Genomic DNA, 17,801 nt, shown 5'->3' with positions numbered 1-17,801 from the left:
GAATCGATTTAATTTTGCAGAATGTAAAATATAAACACAGTAGTCCATAAGCAGAATTTGTTTAAAACAAAAAATCCCGGTATTTCTACCAGGATTAATTTTGCTCCCCCTCTTGGGCTCGAACCAACCCCGAAAGCTTTCGGGGCTCGATTAACAGTCAGATTAACTGTATTTTTCTAAGAGTTTCAAGATAATTTCAGGATATTTCAGTAAGTTTTCAATATATCTAGTGCTTTTCATTTTTTTAATATGCTTTTCAATCTTCAGACCTTGCGATTTGCTTTTGCAAAGAATTTTCAGAAAAACAATCCAGTCAGAAGCGTTCGAAGTATATTTATGAGCAGCTGCGTTTTTATGAAATTCAATTCGGGTCTCAAAATCTGAAGTATAACCTATATAGAATCGATTTAATTTTGCAGAATGTAAAATATAAACACAGTAGTCCATAAGCAGAATTTGTTTAAAACAAAAAATCCCGGTATTTCTACCAGGATTAATTTTGCTCCCCCTCTTGGGCTCGAACCAAGGACCCTCTGATTAACAGTCAGATGCTCTAACCAACTGAGCTAAGGAGGAAGGCGTATTGCCTTGTAAAGCGGTGCAAATATAGGGCTAAATTTGGTTTCTGCAAATAATTTTACAAAAATTTTTGTTTTTTTTTACTTGCCAATTATAGCACGATAAATATCATTTCCATTGGCAAAAAGTACCAAAGTGATAAGTAAAACAAAACCAACAACTTGGGCTTTCTCTAAGAATTTATCCGATGGTTTTTTGCCACTAATAATTTCATACAATAAAAACATTACATGACCACCATCCAAGGCCGGAATCGGCAATAAGTTCATAACGCCAAGCATAATGGATAACAAGGCCGTAATGCTCCAAAAAGTTTGCCAAGACCATTGTTCTGGGAAAATGTCGAAAATGGCTTTAAAACCACCAACACCTTTGTAAGCGCCGGTATTTGGATTAAAGATGGCTTTCAGTTGTCCACCATAACTTGAAAGTTGATCAATGCCCTTTTCAATTCCAACTCCAAATGATTCTCCCAAACCGTAGGTTTGACGTTGAATAGGATACGTGCCGAGCTGTTCCAGATTATTAGCTCCAATTCTTCCTGCATATACAATATGCATTTTAGCACTATCAGTTACTTTTAAATTAACAGGAACTTCTTTTCCATCGCGTTTTACAATTGCGGGAACAGTTTGTCCTTTCAAATTTTTAACTTGTGCCAAAACTTCATCGGCATATTTTACAGGTTTTCCATTGAAACTTACTACAATGTCTTTGGCTTTAACGGCATTCGAATTCACGGAATTTTCTTCGGGGCTAACAACTACAAAAGGAATTCGAAGTTCGACAACGGGTGCCTTCTCTCCCTGAAACATTTTATCAATAAAATTTACAGGAAAGTTTACAGTTTGCTTTACACCATTTCGTTCGATTTCAACATTTTTTGCTAGAAATAATTTAGCATTCAAATCATGAAATTTTGAAACCGCTTCGCCATCAACGGATAGGATTTTATCTCCCGTTTTCAAACCTATTTTCTCAACAACAGGATTGGTAATCCAAACTCCGTCTTTTACGTCGTTGTTGTTGATATATAAATCACCATACATCCAAGCCATTCCAATATAAATAATGAAAGCAAGAATAAAGTTTACAGTAACACCACCCAACATGATAATCAAACGTTGCCAGGCGGGTTTTGATCGAAATTCCCACGGTTGTGGTGGCAAAGCCATAGCTTCGGTATCCATACTTTCGTCAATCATTCCCGAAATTTTTACGTAACCTCCAAGTGGCAACCACCCAATACCGTATTCGGTTCCTCGGAACGTTTTTTTCAAAAGAGCGAATTTAACGTCAAAGAATAAGTAAAATTTTTCGACCCTCGTTTTGAATAATTTAGCAGGGATAAAGTGACCCAATTCGTGTAAAACAATTAGTAAAGATAAGCTCAATAAAAATTGAGAAAGCTTGATAAGTAATTCCATTTTTAAATTTCAGTTTCTGAATAACGCACAAAAGTAATGTTTTCTACTTTATTTACACACTATTGCTTTCTGCGGTAAATGTAAATGTTTGTTAAAGGGTTTTGCAAAGCAAGAAGTTATACGTCCTAGGGTTCAAGTAGGTTGCTTTGATTTATTTTAATTTTTAAATTAATCGTCTATTTCTAAGTTTTAGTTTTTTAAAACCAAAATTGCTTGGTGTCAATTAATGACTAATAAACAAAGTTCCTTTGCAGTAAAATACTATTTCTTTATAAAAGTAAACGTCTGAACGCCATTGGTATTAAAAACTTTTAAAAAATAAACGCCATTGGCAAAATCACTCACGTCCCAAGTAGTTTCAGTGGAAGTCAAAATTGTTTGACCCAAAGTGTTGTAAAAAACCACTTTCTCCAATTTTAAATCGGTCGGATGTTGCAAGTTCAGTATTGAAGAAGTTGGGTTGGGATACAACCGCAAAAGCGCATTGGGTTGCACTTGTGTAACATCTAACGTTACCAAATTGTTTTTGGAAATCAAATGTTTTTGCGGATCAAAAAGCATCGATGTCACGGTAAAAGGTACATTTTCAATAAAAATTTGATTGTTGGTTGTATGGTTTAAAACCAAATTCAATTGTTCGCCATTCGAACCCAATAACCGAACCGGTACGGGCATTTCAAAAAACGAAACCGATGAGTGCGATTGGGTTTGATTAATCGTAATTTGTACTTGATTGTTGGCTAAATTGTGTACCTGAAATTGGTAACTCGGATAGCCTTGACCGTACACCCAATCGTTAAAAAATTCGGTCAGACTCATTCCAGAAACCGTTTCTAAATGCGATTTTAAATCCGCTGTGTTTGCATAGCCAAAAGCCAAATCATCGTCCAGTAAATAATTTTTCATTCCTTGAAAAAAAGCTGCATCACCTATTTTATAGCGAAGCATGTGCACTACCATCGCTCCTTTGTTGTAACTCAATCTACCGCTGAAAATACGGTTCACATTATTGATGTCCGATTCTGGAACATAAACCGATCCGCCGTTTTGCGAGGTAATATTGTTAATCAATCCATTTTTCCAATTCACAAACGGAGTACTTCCATCTAAATTTTCGACAACCAACCCCGACAAATAGGTCGCAAATCCTTCGTTGAGCCAAATGTCGTTCCATGATCCGCATGTGATTTTGTTACCAAACCATTGATGTCCGAGTTCATGGGCAATCAATTCACGTCCAAAACTTCCCATAAAAGAAACCGTAGTGTGTTCCATTCCGCCACCCCAACTAAATTGTGCATGCCCGTATTTTTCTGCCGAATACGGATAGGTTTCAAATAAGGTTTCGAATAAATTCATTATCGGTAAGGTTACCGCTAGACTGTTGGAAGCCGATGTAAAATTCTCAGGATACAAATAATTCACAATCGGAAATGTGTTTGGTGACGTTCCAGCTGTTTGGGTAAAAATCTGATAATTGGTTACAGCGATTGCTACCAAATAGGCAGGAATCGGATAATCGTGCGAAAAATGCGTGGTTTTTGTTCCGTTTGTATGGGTAACTTGCGAAATTTGCATTCCATTTGCTACACTCGTGTACTGACTTGGAGCGGTAATATACACGTCAATACTGTCAATTTTATCGTTCAAATCTTGTTTACACGGCCACCAATCTCTACCGCCGTACGGTTGAGATAACGTCCATAAAATAGGCGTTCCAGAATGCGTTGAAATGGTAAAAGCTTCCTGAGTGGTCGATGGAGCTCCAGCGTAGGTAACTTCAACCGTTGCCGAACTATTTGTATTAACCAAACCAGATAACGTTATTATTACTTCCGTTGGAGTTTGCGAAAAGGGAATAGAAACATTATTCTGCTTCACAGAACTTACCGTTAAATTATTGGTTAAATCAAAAATAACAGTCGACATGGGCGACAAAGCTTTGAACGTCGTGGTCACTTTACCGCTGATGAAATATACCGCAGGATTTACGGTAAACTCTAATTTTTGATATGTAACATCATAATTCAATGTATTCGGATTGGCCGAAAAATTCATTGTTGCCGATGCCGATTTCATTTCGGCTTCTGCAATACTGTAAATGGTGTCAATCGTAGTTTGAGCGAAGGTAGCACTCGTAAAAGTGCATAGTATAAATAGGAATATAGATTTCATAAAAGTATTTTACTATATGTTTTTGACTGCAAATTCGCAAATAAATTATTAAATACGAGAAATGCATCGAAATGTTTTTGAGTAATTTGTTATTTGTTAAAAAAATAATTTGCGAATTTGTGCTAATCTCAATGCAACAAACGCTCATAATTATTTCGTCAAATATAACGATTATCACCTTAAATTTCAACGGCATACTTAAATTATCCGAATATCCCATTATCTAATTATCCAATTCCCAAAATATCTAATTATCTTTGCGTTCGTATAAAAAATAAAGACATGTTACAGATCGCGTTTATTAGAGAAAATCAAGCAAAAGTAATTCAGGCATTGGCCAAAAGAAATATGGATGCCACTACGATTGTGGAAGAAGTAGTTGCACTAGACGAAAACCGTCGCGCCACTCAAGTGGAACTAGACAACACCTTGGCCGAATCTAATAAATTGTCCAAAGACATTGGCGCTTTAATGAAATTGGGTGAAAAATCAAAAGCCGAAATCTTGAAAGCCAAAACCGTTGTGTTGAAAGAAAAAAGCAAAGATCTGGGCGAAAAAGCCGACGCATTAGCCGACGATTTATTGCAGAAATTATACCTCCTACCCAATCTTCCGTGCGATTTAGTTCCAGAGGGAAAAACACCAGAAGACAATGTAGTCGCTTTTGAAGAAGGCGAAATTCCGGTTTTGCACGAAAATGCGCAACCCCATTGGGATTTGGTTAAAAAATACGACATCATCGATTTCGAATTGGGAAATAAAATTACAGGAGCGGGTTTTCCAGTTTATAAAGGGAAAGGAGCCAAATTGCAACGCGCTTTGATCAATTATTTCTTAGATAAAAATACCACTGCAGGTTACAATGAAGTGCAAGTGCCGCATTTGGTAAACGAAGCTTCAGGTTATGGAACGGGTCAATTACCCGACAAAGAAGGACAAATGTACCATTCCACCATTGATGATTTGTACTTGATTCCAACGGCAGAAGTTCCGGTTACCAATTTGTACCGCGACGTAATTCTAAACGAAAAAGACCTACCGATATTAAACACGGCTTACACGCCTTGTTTCCGTCGTGAAGCGGGTTCTTATGGAGCACACGTTCGTGGTTTGAACCGTTTGCACCAATTTGACAAAGTCGAAATCGTTCGGATCGAACATCCAGATAATTCCTACAAAGCATTGGACACAATGGTAGAACATGTAAAAGAAATTCTCCAAGAATTAAAATTACCGTATCGAATTTTACGCCTTTGTGGCGGCGATATGGGTTTTACTTCGGCATTGACCTATGATTTTGAAGTGTTTTCAACCGCACAAGACCGTTGGTTGGAAATCAGTTCGGTTTCTAATTTTGAAACCTTTCAAGCGAACCGATTGAAATTGCGTTACCGCGACGAAAATGGTAAAACACAATTGGCACATACCTTAAACGGAAGTTCATTAGCTTTACCACGTGTTTTAGCGGGAATATTAGAAAATTACCAAACACCTGAAGGAATCGTAATTCCAGAAGTGTTGCGAAAATATACCGGATTTGATATAATCAACTAACCCATGCATAAATTCAAAGGCTGTTTTTCATCACAAAGCAGCCTTTAAATTTTAACGTTAATTTTACTCCTAGAATTACAAAAAGAACTAATTTTCAAAAATCACTACGCGTTATTTCATGAAAAAAATACTCTCAGCTTTGTTCTTACTTTTGACGTTTTCGGTTTTTGCCCAAAACGAGCAATTGGCTGCGAATTATTTTGAAAAAGGTGATTTCGAAAAAGCCCTCGTTTCCTATGAAGAATTGTTGGCCAAACAACCGGGAAATTCCATTTATTTTCAAAGAACAGTAGAGTCTTACCAACAATTATCGCAGTTTGAAAAAGCAGGAAAGCTCATTCAACAACGATTGGAAAAATACAAACAAGCCAGTCTTTTTATCGAATTGGGATACAATTATCAGTTGCAAAAAGACGAGAAAAATGCGGTAATAAACTATGAAAAAGCACTGGATGAAATCAATACGAATCCTTCAAATGTGTATGCGATTGCAATGAATTTCGAAAAGAAATCCTTGCTCGATTATGCCTTGAAATCCTACACTTTAGCTTTAACGTTGGAACCAAAATTCAGCTTTAATCAGCAAATTGCAGTTTTGTATGGTCAACAAGGAAAAGTAGATTTGATGATCGAAAAATTGCTCGAAGAAGGCGAAAAAAATCCACAATCAACGCTGTTTATTCAAAATTATCTTTCACGGTTCATGATGGAAGAAGGCGATGAAGCCTTTGTCGAAACTTTGCGTAAAGCATTGATTTTAAAAGCCCAAAAAAATCAAGATATTTATTGGAACCAGTTCTTGAGTTGGTTTTATGTCCAACAAAAAGAGTACGGCAAGGCGTTTATTCAAGAAAAAGCGATTTACAAACGCAATCCCGACACGTTTTCGAATATTGTGAATTTGGCCGAAATGGCAATTGAAGAAAACCAAGACGAAGCAGCTGTTTCCATTATTAACTTTGTTTTGGAAAACACGCAAGATTTAGATTTACAAATATTTTCGAATGCTTTTTTATTGCGAAATCGAATCGAAAAAGCTACTCCTAAAGAGTATGCAGTTATTAAAACCGATGTCGAACTGGCTTTGAAAAAATTTGGCGTAAGCCCATTTACCATTTCGTTGCAAGAACTTCAAGCAGAATTTTTTGCTTTTCAACTGGAAGACCCAGAAGCAGGGAAGGCTGTATTGAAAAACGCACTTAATTTTGAATTGGATGATTATCAAAAAGCGGAGTTAAAAATGCAACTCGCCGATATTTTGCTATTGCAAGAACAGTTTAATCAGGCTTTGATTTATTATTCACAAATTGAAGAGGATTTAAAAAACGACGAAATCGGACACCAAGCCAGTTTAAAGGTGGCCAAAACGAGTTATTTTCAAGGCGATTTTCAGTGGGCACAAAGCCAGTTTAAAGTTTTGAAATCAGCATCCACTCAATTGATTGCAAATGATGCAATAGAATATTTTTTGTTAATAAACGACAATACCGTTGCCGATTCTGCCCAAGTAGCTTTGAAAAAATTTGCAAGAGGCGATTACCTGCGGTATCAAAATAAAAATGATTTGGCTTTGACTCAATTTTCTAAAATTTTATCCGAACACAAAGGAGACGAAATCCAAGGGGTAACTTTACTTCGAATGGGAAAAATAAATGAAAAGTTGGGCAATTATACTGAAGCTTTGCGTTTGTACAAAGAAATCATCGACTTACATTCGGACGGAATTTATGTAGATGAAGCGCTGTTTTTTTCAGCTGAACTTTACCAAGAACAATTCAAGCAACCGGAATTGGCAAAGCCATTATACGAAAAAATGATTTTTGACCACCAAGATAGCATCCACTTTATCGAAGCACGCCGAAAATTCCGTGAAATTCGTGGAGACACCAATTCCTAAATTCCAATATTTAAATCTTAAATTCAAAATCCCAAATCCTAATTCCAAAATCTCAAATCAAATGATTATATATAACGTTACGATAAATATTCACGAAAGTGCCCACGACCAATGGATGCAGTGGATGCAAGAAAAACACATCAACGATGTTTTGGCGACTGGAAAATTTTCCAATGCTAGAATGGTAAAAGTTTTGGTAGAAGAAGAAATGGGCGGAACCACTTATTCGATTCAATACACCACCGATTCGAAAGAAACGTTGGAAAAGTATTACCAAGAAGATGCACCAAAATTGCGTGACGAAGGACAAGCGCTTTTTGGCGAGAAGATGTTGGCTTTCCGAACAGAACTAGAAGTGATTTCGGAACATAAATAAATTTTTCGCCACAGAATAAAAAGATTCACACAGATTACTTTTTACTAAAAATCCTTTAATCCTTATAATCTGTGGCTAATAAAAAATAAATGGAAAAAGTAAAAGCAAAAAAACACCTCGGACAACACTTCCTAAAAGATGAAGAAGTGGCCAAAAACATTGCCGATACATTGCAATTGAACGGTTATGAAACTGTTTTAGAAATTGGTCCAGGAATGGGGGTTTTAACCAAGTATTTGCTCGAAAAACCGGTCACTACTTACGTTGTGGAAATCGACAATGAATCGGTGGAATACCTCGAAGTGCATTATCCCAAATTGCACGGAAAAATTATTGCGAAAGATTTTTTGAAATACGATATCAGTGAAGTTTTCAAAGGAAAACAATTTGCCATTATTGGAAATTTTCCTTACAATATTTCTACGCAAATTGTGTTTAAAGCACTAGAATTACGCAACCAAATTCCCGAATTTTCAGGAATGTTTCAAAAAGAAGTAGCCCAACGTATTTGTGAGAAAAAAGGAACGAAGGCCTACGGGATTTTATCGGTTTTAGTGCAAGCTTTTTACGATGCCGAATACTTATTTACGGTAGACGAACACGTTTTTATTCCGCCGCCAAAGGTAAAATCAGGCGTTTTACGGTTGACTCGAAAAGATGATTATACGTTGCCATGTAACGAAAAAATGTTTTTTAGAGTAGTAAAAACCGCTTTTCAGCAAAGAAGAAAAACATTGCGAAACAGCTTGAAAACCATGGATCTTTCGGAAGAATTGCGTCAAGACAACATATTTGACCTTCGTCCGGAACAATTGAGCGTGGAAGATTTCATCAACATTACCCTAAAAATAGAAGCCGATGCAGTTTAAAGTCAGCAAGGGATTTATAGAGCAAGTAACAGCATTAATCGAAAGTAAAAACGACCATGATTTGGAAATTTTGCTCAACGATTTACACCATGCTGATATAGCAGAAATTCTGGACGAACTTGATTTTGACGACGCCACACATATTTTTAGAATACTTGACAGTGAGAAAACCGCTGAGATTCTGCTTGAATTAGACGAGGATTTACGAGAGAATATTTTAAGTCGACTTTCTTCAAAAGAAATTGCGGAAGAGCTGGACGAACTTGAAACCAATGACGCTGCCGATATTATTGCCGAACTTTCGCAACAAAAGAAAGAGGAGGTAATCAGCGAGTTGCAAGACGTAGAACATGCCAAAGACATTGTCGATTTATTGCGTTATGATGAAGATACCGCTGGTGGAATCATGCACAAAGAGTTGGTCAAAGTTAACGAAAACTGGAATGTATTGACTTGCGTCAAAGAAATGCGAATCCAGGCTGAAAATATCTCACGTGTACATTCGATTTATGTAGTAGATGACGAAGACCGTTTGAAAGGCCGACTTTCACTGAAGGATTTATTGACGACTTCGACAAAAACACCGATTAAAGACATTTATATTGCTAAACTGAATTTTGCAAAAGTAGACGATGAAGACGTTGAAGTGGCTCGAATCATGCAAAAATACGATTTAGAAGCCATTCCTGTGGTAGACGAATTGGGTAGATTAGTGGGCCGAATCACGATTGATGACATTGTCGACGTAATCAAGGACGAAGCCGATAAGGATTACCAGTTGGCTGCCGGTATCTCGCAAGACGTCGAGGCCGATGATAGTATTTTGGACTTGACGCGTGCTCGATTGCCTTGGTTGGTACTCGCCTTATTAGGCGGTTTTATTACCGTTCGGGTTTTAGGATTGTTCGAGGGAGCGATGGACGAACACGGAAAACTGTTTTTCTTTACACCACTTGTAGCAGCTATGGCGGGAAATGTAGGTGTTCAATCTTCTGCAATTATCGTACAAGGTTTGGCAAACAAGACATTGAGTGGTTCGATTTTCAATCGATTAATAAAAGAAATTTCATTAAGTTTATTAAATGGTGCCATCTTAGCAACTATTTTATTTGTTGGGGGTCATTTTCTTTTGGACTTGCAATATATTGAAGGTTTTATTGTTTCAGGTGCTTTGATTTCTGTAATTATTATTGCCTCGTTAATCGGAACTTTTATCCCTTTATTGTTGGATAAATTTGGTGTTGACCCCGCATTAGCCACGGGTCCGTTTATTACAACTAGTAACGATATTTGCGGAATTTTGATTTATTTCACTATTGCAAAAATGGTTTTGGGTTTTTAACATTTTCAATACATTAAGACCCGTTTTTTATTGTAATTTTCCTTTTTAATTTTTTAAGTAAAATCCCTGATAATGATAAAAAACGCTTTTCCAACATTAGTAATAGCAATTGCAATTGTACTAACGGCACTTATTTTAGGCAATTCCTTTAAAAACAGAAATCAAAATCTAGACAGTATTTCGGTTACAGGATTAGGTACAACTGATTTTGTTTCAGATGAAATTCTTTGGTCGGGCACTTTTACGGCAACAAGTCCTGATTTAAAATCGGCTTATAATAAAATTACAGCGGACAAAAAAACGGTTTCTGATTTCTTTATTAGCAAAGGTTTTAAACCTGAAGAATTTGCGTTTAATGCAGTTGTGTTTCAAAAAAAATTCCGAGAAATTCGTACAGAAAATCCACAAGCCAATTTCCAAACGAGTTACGAACAAGTTTTTGATGGTTATGAGGCGATTCAAAACATTACGTTCAAAAGCAGAAAAAACAATGTTTTAATGGCTAAAATCGAAGCAGTTTCGAGCAAAACTTCGGAATTGATTAATTCGGGTATTGAATTAACATCCAATCCTATACAATACACCTATTCTGAACTTCCTGGACTTAAGAAAGATTTAATAGAAAAAGCAACTAAAGATGCAAGCGAACGTGTAGAAAAAATTGTTTCAACAGCCAATGGCGATTTAGGAAAATTAAAAGGTGCAAGTATGGGCGTTTTTCAAATTACGGGTCAAGGGTCTAATGAAGAGTTCAGTTACGGAGGTGTTTTTGATACGTATAGCAAAAATAAAACGGCTCGAATAACAGTACGATTGGAGTATGAATTGCAATAATTAGGTAATTTTTTCCATAAAAAAAACCGCCTTTCCTGAGATTGGCGGTTTTAATTTAATCGGTAATTTCATTTCCTTTTTTGTCAAAAAAATGATATTCTAAAAACGTGTAAGCGTCTCTTGGTATAATTTTGATCCATTTTTTGTGTTCAAATAACCATTTTGAACGCATCGAAGGGAATCCTTTTGCTAAATAAGCAGCGACAAACGGATGAACGTTCAACACTACTTTTTTGTTTTTTTTGAGCAAACGTTCCAAATCTGAAGCTATCTTGTCGATAATCAAAATTGGAGCTTCAATTTCGCCGCCTTCGCGGTCGGGATTTTCTTCTCTGGTTTTGATGTTCACTTCAGGACGAACCCTTTGTCTTGTAATTTGTACCAGTCCAAATTTACTTGGGGGTAAAATTTTGTGTTTGGCTTTATCATCGCTCATTTCTTCACGCAAAAAATCGTATAAAACTTTACGGTTTTCAGGATTCGACATGTCGATAAAATCGATAACTATTATTCCGCCCATATCGCGCAAACGCAATTGTCGTGCAATTTCTGCCGCTGCAATCATGTTTACTTCAAGTGCAGTATCTTCCTGATTGGTAGCCTTATTCGAACGGTTTCCGCTGTTCACGTCAATAACGTGCAAGGCTTCGGTATGTTCTATAATTAAATAAGCACCTTTACTCATCGAAACGGTTTTTCCGAAGGATGTTTTGATCTGTCGCTCTATATTGTACTTTTCAAAAATCGGGGTATCTTTCGATTGGTAATGCTTCACAATTGACTGTTTTGAAGGTGCAATTTCTTGCAAATAATCCTTAGTTTGGTAATACAACTCTTCGTCATCTATATGTATTCCGCTGAATGTGTCGTTGAATACGTCTCTTAGAATTGAGGAGGCTCGGTTGAGTTCGCCTAAAACTTTTGAGGGATGATGAGCAGTTGGTAATTTTTTACACATTCCCGACCATCTGTCGAGTAATGTTGTCAAGTCCTTTTCTATTTCTGTGACTTTTTTGCCTTCGGCTACTGTACGAACAATAACGCCGAAACCTTTTGGTTTGATGGTTTGTAGCAGTCGTTTTAGACGCTCTTTTTCTTCTTTGGATTCTATTTTTTGTGAAATAGAGACGCGGTCAGAAAACGGAACGAGAACAATAAATCGTCCGGCCAACGAAAGCTCAGAGCTGATTCGAGGACCTTTGGTTGATATAGGTTCTTTAACGATTTGTACTAAAATGGATTGATTGGCACTGATTACATCGGAAATCACACCATTTTTATCAATCTCTTTTTCAAACTGGAAGTTTTTTAATGAAAAATCGTTTATTTTACCTGTGGTAACAAGTTTTATGAATTTCAGTTGAGAAGCTAGATTTGGTCCTAAATCGTGGTAATGTAAAAAAGCGTCTTTTTCAAAACCCACATTTACAAATGCCGCATTAAGTCCAGCAACTGGTTTTCTGATTTTGGCAATAAAAATATCGCCTACCTGAAAGTTGCTTTTTTCTTCTTCCTTGTGCAATTCAATTAGTCTTCCATCTTTTAATAAGGCAAAATCTACAGTGTCGGAACTTGATCGGATGATTAATTCTTTATTCACCTTGTAAATTTTTATCCGAACTTTTTAGTCGCAGTCTCGGTTTTCAGTTTTCAGTTTAGAAACTCATAACTCATAACTTCCAACTCATAACTAAATTGTAAGGATGGATTAAACAATAATTAACAGGTTTTTGTACCCGGGGGAGTAGTTGACGGTTTTCAGTATCAGTTCTCAGTTTTCAGTTCTTTACCTGACGACTGTGACTGCGACTGCAAACTCAACACTCCTATTTCAATGAACGTTAAAAAGAAAAAAGTAGTTTAAAACTACTTTTTCTTTTTGTGACGGTTAGCTCTCGCTCGTTTTTTACGTTTGTGAGTTGCTACCTTATGTCTTTTTCTTTTTTTACCACTTGGCATAATGGGTTGATTTTTTGATTAATTAATTATTTTATTTTGCTTCGTTATTCGTTTTTACTCCTTCTACAAACACTTTTGCAGGTTTGAAAGCAGGGATATTGTGGGCAGGAATTTTAATTGTAGTGTTTTTTGAGATGTTACGGCCCGTTTTTTCTGCTCTAGTTTTGATGATAAAACTACCAAAACCTCTTAAATATACGTTGTCTCCTGTTTCCAATGAAGTCTTCACTTCTTCCATAAACGTTTCAACAGTGGCTTGAACATCACCTTTTTCCAGACCTAGTCTTTCTGAAATTTTTGCTACGATATCTGCTTTCGTCATTTTCTTTTCAATTTATATTGAGTACTATTTTTTTGAGTTTGCAAATATAGGAATTTAAAAAACAATATATCAACCTAAATCATTAAATTTTAATTACATAAACTGCTATTTTTGCAAACATAAATTTAACGATGATTTTTTCTAAACAATTAGTTAACTGGTATTTACAAAATAAACGCGATTTGCCGTGGCGAAAAACACAAGATCCTTACCTAATTTGGCTTTCCGAAATTATGCTACAACAAACGCGAGTTGCACAAGGATTGCCTTATTATGAGTCGTTTGTAAATGCATTTCCAACTGTTTTTGATTTGGCAAATGCTTCCGAAGAGCAGGTTTTAAAATTGTGGCAAGGTCTGGGGTATTATTCTAGAGCTCGTAATTTACACCACACCGCTCGTTTTATTGCGAACGAATTGGACGGAAAGTTTCCCGGGGATTACAAATCTTTACTGGCTTTAAAAGGAGTAGGCGACTATACCGCTGCCGCCATTGCTTCTTTTGCTTTTGGTGAAAAAGTTCCAGTTGTTGATGGAAATGTTTTTCGGGTTTTGTCTCGAGTATTTGGAGTGGAAACGGATATTTCTAATGCTTCTGCCAAAAAAGAGTTTCAAGAATTGGCTTTGCAACTGATGACGCAAGATAGTAAAGCCGATTTCTCGCAGGTCAATTGGGGTCCAGCAATTTTTAATCAAGCCATTATGGAATTTGGTGCGTTACAGTGTGCTCCTAAAAATCCAAACTGCGAAGTTTGCGTTTTTAATACTAATTGTGTCGCACTCAAGAACGGCATGGTAGCCAATTTGCCTTTAAAAACCAAGAAAACAAAAGTAACGAATCGGTTTTTGAACTACTTAATTTTCGAAGATCAACACCATTATACACGTATTCAAAAACGTTCGGAAAAGGGAATTTGGTACAATTTGTACGAATTTCCTTTAATCGAAACAGAAAGTGATGCCAATTTAGAAGAACTTATCGCACTCGTTGCAAAACAATATTCTAATAGTATTGAAATTACCGCTATTGAAAGTTTGCAATTGCTTCCTATTCGACACAAATTATCCCATCAAAATTTGTCTATCCAGTTTTGGAAAGTAAGTACCAATGGTGTTTTACCTGACGGAATGCCTTTTTCGGAAGTGGTTAAAATGCCCTTTCCCATTGTGATTTATAACTTTATCGAACGCTTTAAAACAGAAATCTAGCACAATTATCAACCGAATTGCCATTTTTGATAAAATAATTGTGTAATTTGATTTGTCTTATTTCGATTATTTCACAATTATTTATTTATTTTGTGTTTTTTTAAAAAAATTCTGTTGCTTCAAATTAAATTTTAAAATAAACAAGCAATGAAAAATAAAGTACAAAAAACAAAAGTTGAACATCAGTTTATGGGGATAAACAACTTGCTTTTGAAAAATCTATAATTTTTTAAATTTGAAGTGATTTTTTTTTCATAGAAATGAATTTCTACTATGTTCAAAAATCACTATATTTGGCTACAATAAAAGCATTACAACTATGAATGGAACAGTGAATAAAGTGATTTTAATAGGTCACTTGGGGGATGAACCAAAAATGCATTATTTTGATGGAGGGAATTGTATTGGTAGATTTCCCTTGGCAACGAACGAAACATACATCAATAAGACAACAGGAGAGAAGATTAATACGACTGAATGGCACAATCTTGTGGTTCGTAACAAAGCAGCCGAAATTTGTGAAAAATATCTTTCCAAGGGAGATAAAATATATGTAGAAGGACGAATCAAGTCACGCCAGTGGCAGGATGACAGCGGTTCTCAGAAATATACAACAGAAATCCAAGTTACTGAATTTACTTTTTTGACGCTAAAGAAAGATGGAGAAGTGGGCAAATCGCAAAGTTCGTACAGCAGACCTAAAATGGACGAAGAAGAGTTACCTAAAAACGACCTTCCGTTTTAATGTTTAATTAATATGTAATCATTTGGACACTGAGCCCCCGAGTTTACCCTTTTTTGCACATCTAGACATTACGGCATTTCTTGGATTTGCCCTTATTTTGATTTTGTTGCTTCTTGCAGCCTTGGTTTCTGGAGCTGAGGTGGCTTTTTTTTCACTCTCCGCTCAGGATTTGGAACAAGCCAACCGCACCAATCCGCGTAAAACCAAAATTATTGCGTTACTTTTGGAACGTCCCAAAAAATTATTGGCAACGCTACTCGTTGCCAATAACGTTTTGAACATCGCCATTGTGGTGCTTTTTTTTGCCATTAGCGAAGACTTTTTTCTCTCGATAGAGTACACTTGGCTGCGATTATTTTTAAAGATCACCATAATTACATTCTTTATATTGTTTCTTGGTGAAGTGCTCCCAAAAATATTTGCGAGTCGTAACAATATTAAGTTTGCAATAATAACCGTTTATTTCATCCGTTTTTTAGAGAAAATTTTGTCGCCTGTCAGTTTGCCCATGCGGTTTATGACGATATATTTGCAAAAGAAATTAGGAAAAGAGAAATCGAACTTATCAGTAGATCAACTTTCTCAAGCGTTGGAATTAACGGCTTCCGACGAATCTTCTTCGGAGGAACAAAAAATTTTGCAAGGAATTGTTTCTTTTGGAAATACCGAAACCAAGCAAGTGATGAGTCCGCGAATTGACATTTTTGCACTAGAAATATACGAACCTTTTTCGGTAGTTTTGAGAAAGGTGGTAGAAATTGGCTATTCTCGAATACCTGTATACCGCGATAATATCGACCATATTGAAGGAATTTTGTTTGTTAAAGATTTGATTTTACACATTGATAAACAAGATTTTGACTGGGTTTCGCTTTTACGAGAGCCGTTTTTTGTGCCAGAAAATAAGAAGTTAGACAATTTATTGAAAGTTTTTCAGCACATGAAAAGTCACCTCGCAATCGTAGTTGACGAATATGGTGGAACATCCGGACTGGTTTCGCTGGAAGATATTATAGAAGAAATTGTGGGCGACATTAGTGATGAATTTGACGACGAAGACATTAATTTCTCTCAAATAGACGAAAAGAATTTCTTGTTTGAAGGAAAAATTTACCTCAAAGATTTCTACCGAATTGTTGCTGTGGACGAAGAAGTGTTTGAAGATCGCAAAGGCGAAGCCGAAACTTTGGCGGGATTGCTGTTGGAAATTTTAGGTAATTTTCCTAAAAAAGGACAACAAGTTCTCTTTGCAAAATGTACTTTTACCGTTGAATTGGTTGATAAAAAAAGAATTAAACAGATTAAAGTTACTTTAAACTAAATAAAATGAATCAAAAAAGTTTGTTTTTTTGGCTGTTGGCTGTTGGGATTTTTGTAATTACAAGTTGTAAGGAAGATATTTTGCCCAAACCGATGGCTAATTTGCGATTGGATTATCCGGAGGCAAGCTATACTACTTTTGACCAAGCTTCTTGTCCGTTTACTTTTGAAATGAATACCGACGGGAAAGTGAAGCAAGAAAAAAATTGCGATTTGAGCATTCATTATCCCAAAATGAAAGCGACTATTTACCTGACCTTTTTACCGATAAAAAATAACAATATCGACTCGCTATTGCGGGATGCTCAGTCGCTCTTGTTCAAGCACGTGATTAAAGCCGACGATATTATCGATCAACCTTTTGTCAACAAAAACGAAAATGTGTATGGGATGTATTATGCCGTTAACGGGAATGCCGCCACTAATGCACAGTTTTACTTAACAGATAGTACGCGTTATTTTGTAGATTGTTCGGTATATTTTTATGCCAAACCAAACTTTGATTCCATCATGCCGGCCGCCAGTTACCTCCGAAACGACTTGCAAAATATGATGGAGAGTTTTAGGTGGAAGAAATAAAAAAAATAAAAAGGTTACTTTTTTTGCTTGAGGGTAGAATTTTCTTCCCTTAAAGTATTTATTAGTGCTTCTTTCTGTTTGTTTTCATTTACAAGTTTCTTTATTTCCTCTATAATATTGTCTGGAAAAAGATTAATCGTACCATGATTATTAATACTCCCATCCAGTTTTTTAATATTATTTATTTGTTGATCATTTTGAGAGAAAAAATCAAAATCTTTCTCAAAATAATTACAAACATCATTCATAAATAAAAAATCAATACTTTTAGTCTGCCCATTCTCGATATTTGACAATTTCGCTTGTGAAATATTCAATATACTGGCAAGTTCAGGTTGTGTTAATTTTTTTGCCTCCCGTAGTTTTTTAATTTTAAATCCAATTGACATAAATCATAGTTTTAGTAATAGTTCCGAATATTTAAAATCGAATAACGAATATTTATTTTCGAATAGTAAACAAAAATAGTTTTTAAAATCTTTGTTGGGTAAAATATTTTATTTTAAATGTATATCCGTAATTGCTCATATTTTTGTATATTTGTTTGATAGATAAATTATTGGGTATGAATATTTTTAGTTTTGGAGTCGAATTTAGTAGTGAAGCCAATTGTAT

General features: G+C 35.8%; 16 protein-coding genes and 1 tRNA gene. 10 read left to right on the top strand and 7 right to left on the bottom strand.

Annotated features, from left to right (window positions below):
* Positions 1 to 162 precede the first annotated feature (162 nt).
* From ACIQ2X_RS05775 to ACIQ2X_RS05760, 4 genes are all read right to left on the bottom strand, one after another.
* Positions 163 to 447, bottom strand: coding sequence for a GIY-YIG nuclease family protein (locus tag ACIQ2X_RS05775; protein ID WP_396177972.1), 285 nt, complete (start codon positions 445 to 447; stop codon positions 163 to 165).
* Between the two features lie 55 nt (positions 448 to 502).
* Positions 503 to 576: transfer RNA gene (locus ACIQ2X_RS05770), tRNA-Asn, on the bottom strand.
* Between the two features lie 83 nt (positions 577 to 659).
* On the bottom strand, positions 660 to 2,006 hold the full coding sequence (gene rseP, locus ACIQ2X_RS05765) for an RIP metalloprotease RseP (protein WP_396177971.1): 1,347 nt from the start codon (positions 2,004 to 2,006) through the stop codon (positions 660 to 662).
* Between the two features lie 261 nt (positions 2,007 to 2,267).
* Positions 2,268 to 4,181, bottom strand: coding sequence for a M1 family aminopeptidase (locus tag ACIQ2X_RS05760; protein ID WP_396177970.1), 1,914 nt, complete (start codon positions 4,179 to 4,181; stop codon positions 2,268 to 2,270).
* 282 nt (positions 4,182 to 4,463) lie between these two features.
* On the opposite strand from ACIQ2X_RS05760, the gene serS reads away from it, so the two are divergent.
* From serS to ACIQ2X_RS05730, 6 genes are all read left to right on the top strand, one after another.
* Positions 4,464 to 5,735 carry a serine--tRNA ligase gene (gene serS / locus ACIQ2X_RS05755; protein ID WP_396177969.1) on the top strand — a complete coding sequence of 424 codons (1,272 nt, stop codon included), beginning with the start codon at positions 4,464 to 4,466 and terminating at the stop codon, positions 5,733 to 5,735.
* A 118-nt stretch (positions 5,736 to 5,853) separates the two neighbouring features.
* Positions 5,854 to 7,632, top strand: coding sequence for a tetratricopeptide repeat protein (locus tag ACIQ2X_RS05750; protein WP_396177968.1), 1,779 nt, complete (start codon positions 5,854 to 5,856; stop codon positions 7,630 to 7,632).
* Positions 7,633 to 7,693: 61 nt separating this feature from the next.
* Entirely contained in the window at positions 7,694 to 8,008 is a 315-nt protein-coding gene (locus ACIQ2X_RS05745; RefSeq protein WP_396177967.1) for a DUF4286 family protein, read from the top strand.
* 89 nt (positions 8,009 to 8,097) lie between these two features.
* Positions 8,098 to 8,877 carry a 16S rRNA (adenine(1518)-N(6)/adenine(1519)-N(6))-dimethyltransferase RsmA gene (rsmA, locus tag ACIQ2X_RS05740; RefSeq protein WP_396177966.1) on the top strand — a complete coding sequence of 260 codons (780 nt, stop codon included), beginning with the start codon at positions 8,098 to 8,100 and terminating at the stop codon, positions 8,875 to 8,877.
* Positions 8,867 to 10,219 carry a magnesium transporter gene (gene mgtE / locus ACIQ2X_RS05735; protein ID WP_396177965.1) on the top strand — a complete coding sequence of 451 codons (1,353 nt, stop codon included), beginning with the start codon at positions 8,867 to 8,869 and terminating at the stop codon, positions 10,217 to 10,219. Before rsmA ends, mgtE begins: the two co-directional genes overlap by 11 nt.
* 72 nt (positions 10,220 to 10,291) lie before the next feature.
* Entirely contained in the window at positions 10,292 to 11,053 is a 762-nt protein-coding gene (locus ACIQ2X_RS05730; protein WP_396177964.1) for an SIMPL domain-containing protein, read from the top strand.
* 55 nt (positions 11,054 to 11,108) lie between these two features.
* Here ACIQ2X_RS05730 and ACIQ2X_RS05725 read toward each other — a convergent pair whose 3' ends face one another.
* The gene (locus ACIQ2X_RS05725; RefSeq protein ID WP_396177963.1) at positions 11,109 to 12,653 is read right to left on the bottom strand and encodes an Rne/Rng family ribonuclease; all 1,545 of its coding nucleotides are present in this window, start codon (positions 12,651 to 12,653) and stop codon (positions 11,109 to 11,111) included.
* Between the two features lie 390 nt (positions 12,654 to 13,043).
* On the bottom strand, positions 13,044 to 13,334 hold the full coding sequence (locus tag ACIQ2X_RS05720) for an HU family DNA-binding protein (RefSeq protein ID WP_396177962.1): 291 nt from the start codon (positions 13,332 to 13,334) through the stop codon (positions 13,044 to 13,046).
* A 131-nt stretch (positions 13,335 to 13,465) separates the two neighbouring features.
* On the opposite strand from ACIQ2X_RS05720, the gene mutY reads away from it, so the two are divergent.
* The 4 genes from mutY (at position 13,466) to gldD (ending at position 17,186) form a co-directional block, all read left to right on the top strand.
* Positions 13,466 to 14,542: an A/G-specific adenine glycosylase gene (gene mutY, locus ACIQ2X_RS05715; RefSeq protein ID WP_396177960.1), complete on the top strand. Its 1,077-nt coding sequence runs from the start codon at positions 13,466 to 13,468 to the stop codon at positions 14,540 to 14,542.
* A gap of 319 nt (positions 14,543 to 14,861) precedes the next feature.
* Entirely contained in the window at positions 14,862 to 15,287 is a 426-nt protein-coding gene (locus ACIQ2X_RS05710) for a single-stranded DNA-binding protein (RefSeq protein ID WP_396177959.1), read from the top strand.
* Positions 15,288 to 15,309: 22 nt separating this feature from the next.
* The gene (gene gldE / locus ACIQ2X_RS05705) at positions 15,310 to 16,608 is read left to right on the top strand and encodes a gliding motility-associated protein GldE (RefSeq protein ID WP_396177958.1); all 1,299 of its coding nucleotides are present in this window, start codon (positions 15,310 to 15,312) and stop codon (positions 16,606 to 16,608) included.
* Positions 16,609 to 16,613: 5 nt separating this feature from the next.
* Positions 16,614 to 17,186 carry a gliding motility lipoprotein GldD gene (gldD, locus tag ACIQ2X_RS05700; RefSeq protein WP_396177957.1) on the top strand — a complete coding sequence of 191 codons (573 nt, stop codon included), beginning with the start codon at positions 16,614 to 16,616 and terminating at the stop codon, positions 17,184 to 17,186.
* Between the two features lie 14 nt (positions 17,187 to 17,200).
* On the opposite strand, the gene ACIQ2X_RS05695 is transcribed toward gldD, so the two are convergent.
* Positions 17,201 to 17,575 carry a helix-turn-helix domain-containing protein gene (locus tag ACIQ2X_RS05695; protein ID WP_396177956.1) on the bottom strand — a complete coding sequence of 125 codons (375 nt, stop codon included), beginning with the start codon at positions 17,573 to 17,575 and terminating at the stop codon, positions 17,201 to 17,203.
* Positions 17,576 to 17,801: the final 226 nt, after the last annotated feature.

The organism is Flavobacterium sp. (assembly GCF_044368625.1).
Taxonomy (GTDB): domain Bacteria; phylum Bacteroidota; class Bacteroidia; order Flavobacteriales; family Flavobacteriaceae; genus Flavobacterium.
The sequence above is the reverse complement of the archived record's forward strand: the minus strand, read 5'-3'. Positions and strand labels throughout refer to the sequence as shown.

Coding starts and splice junctions, on each gene's coding strand:
- ACIQ2X_RS05720 (WP_396177962.1), bottom strand. CDS start 13,334: ATGACGAAAGCAGATATCGTAGCAAAAATTTCAGAAAGACTAGGTCTG.
- ACIQ2X_RS05730 (WP_396177964.1), top strand. CDS start 10,292: ATGATAAAAAACGCTTTTCCAACATTAGTAATAGCAATTGCAATTGTA.
- ACIQ2X_RS05775 (WP_396177972.1), bottom strand. CDS start 447: ATGGACTACTGTGTTTATATTTTACATTCTGCAAAATTAAATCGATTC.
- ACIQ2X_RS05760 (WP_396177970.1), bottom strand. CDS start 4,181: ATGAAATCTATATTCCTATTTATACTATGCACTTTTACGAGTGCTACC.
- ACIQ2X_RS05745 (WP_396177967.1), top strand. CDS start 7,694: ATGATTATATATAACGTTACGATAAATATTCACGAAAGTGCCCACGAC.
- mgtE (WP_396177965.1), top strand. CDS start 8,867: ATGCAGTTTAAAGTCAGCAAGGGATTTATAGAGCAAGTAACAGCATTA.
- rsmA (WP_396177966.1), top strand. CDS start 8,098: ATGGAAAAAGTAAAAGCAAAAAAACACCTCGGACAACACTTCCTAAAA.
- mutY (WP_396177960.1), top strand. CDS start 13,466: ATGATTTTTTCTAAACAATTAGTTAACTGGTATTTACAAAATAAACGC.
- serS (WP_396177969.1), top strand. CDS start 4,464: ATGTTACAGATCGCGTTTATTAGAGAAAATCAAGCAAAAGTAATTCAG.
- rseP (WP_396177971.1), bottom strand. CDS start 2,006: ATGGAATTACTTATCAAGCTTTCTCAATTTTTATTGAGCTTATCTTTA.
- ACIQ2X_RS05710 (WP_396177959.1), top strand. CDS start 14,862: ATGAATGGAACAGTGAATAAAGTGATTTTAATAGGTCACTTGGGGGAT.
- ACIQ2X_RS05750 (WP_396177968.1), top strand. CDS start 5,854: ATGAAAAAAATACTCTCAGCTTTGTTCTTACTTTTGACGTTTTCGGTT.
- gldD (WP_396177957.1), top strand. CDS start 16,614: ATGAATCAAAAAAGTTTGTTTTTTTGGCTGTTGGCTGTTGGGATTTTT.
- ACIQ2X_RS05695 (WP_396177956.1), bottom strand. CDS start 17,575: ATGTCAATTGGATTTAAAATTAAAAAACTACGGGAGGCAAAAAAATTA.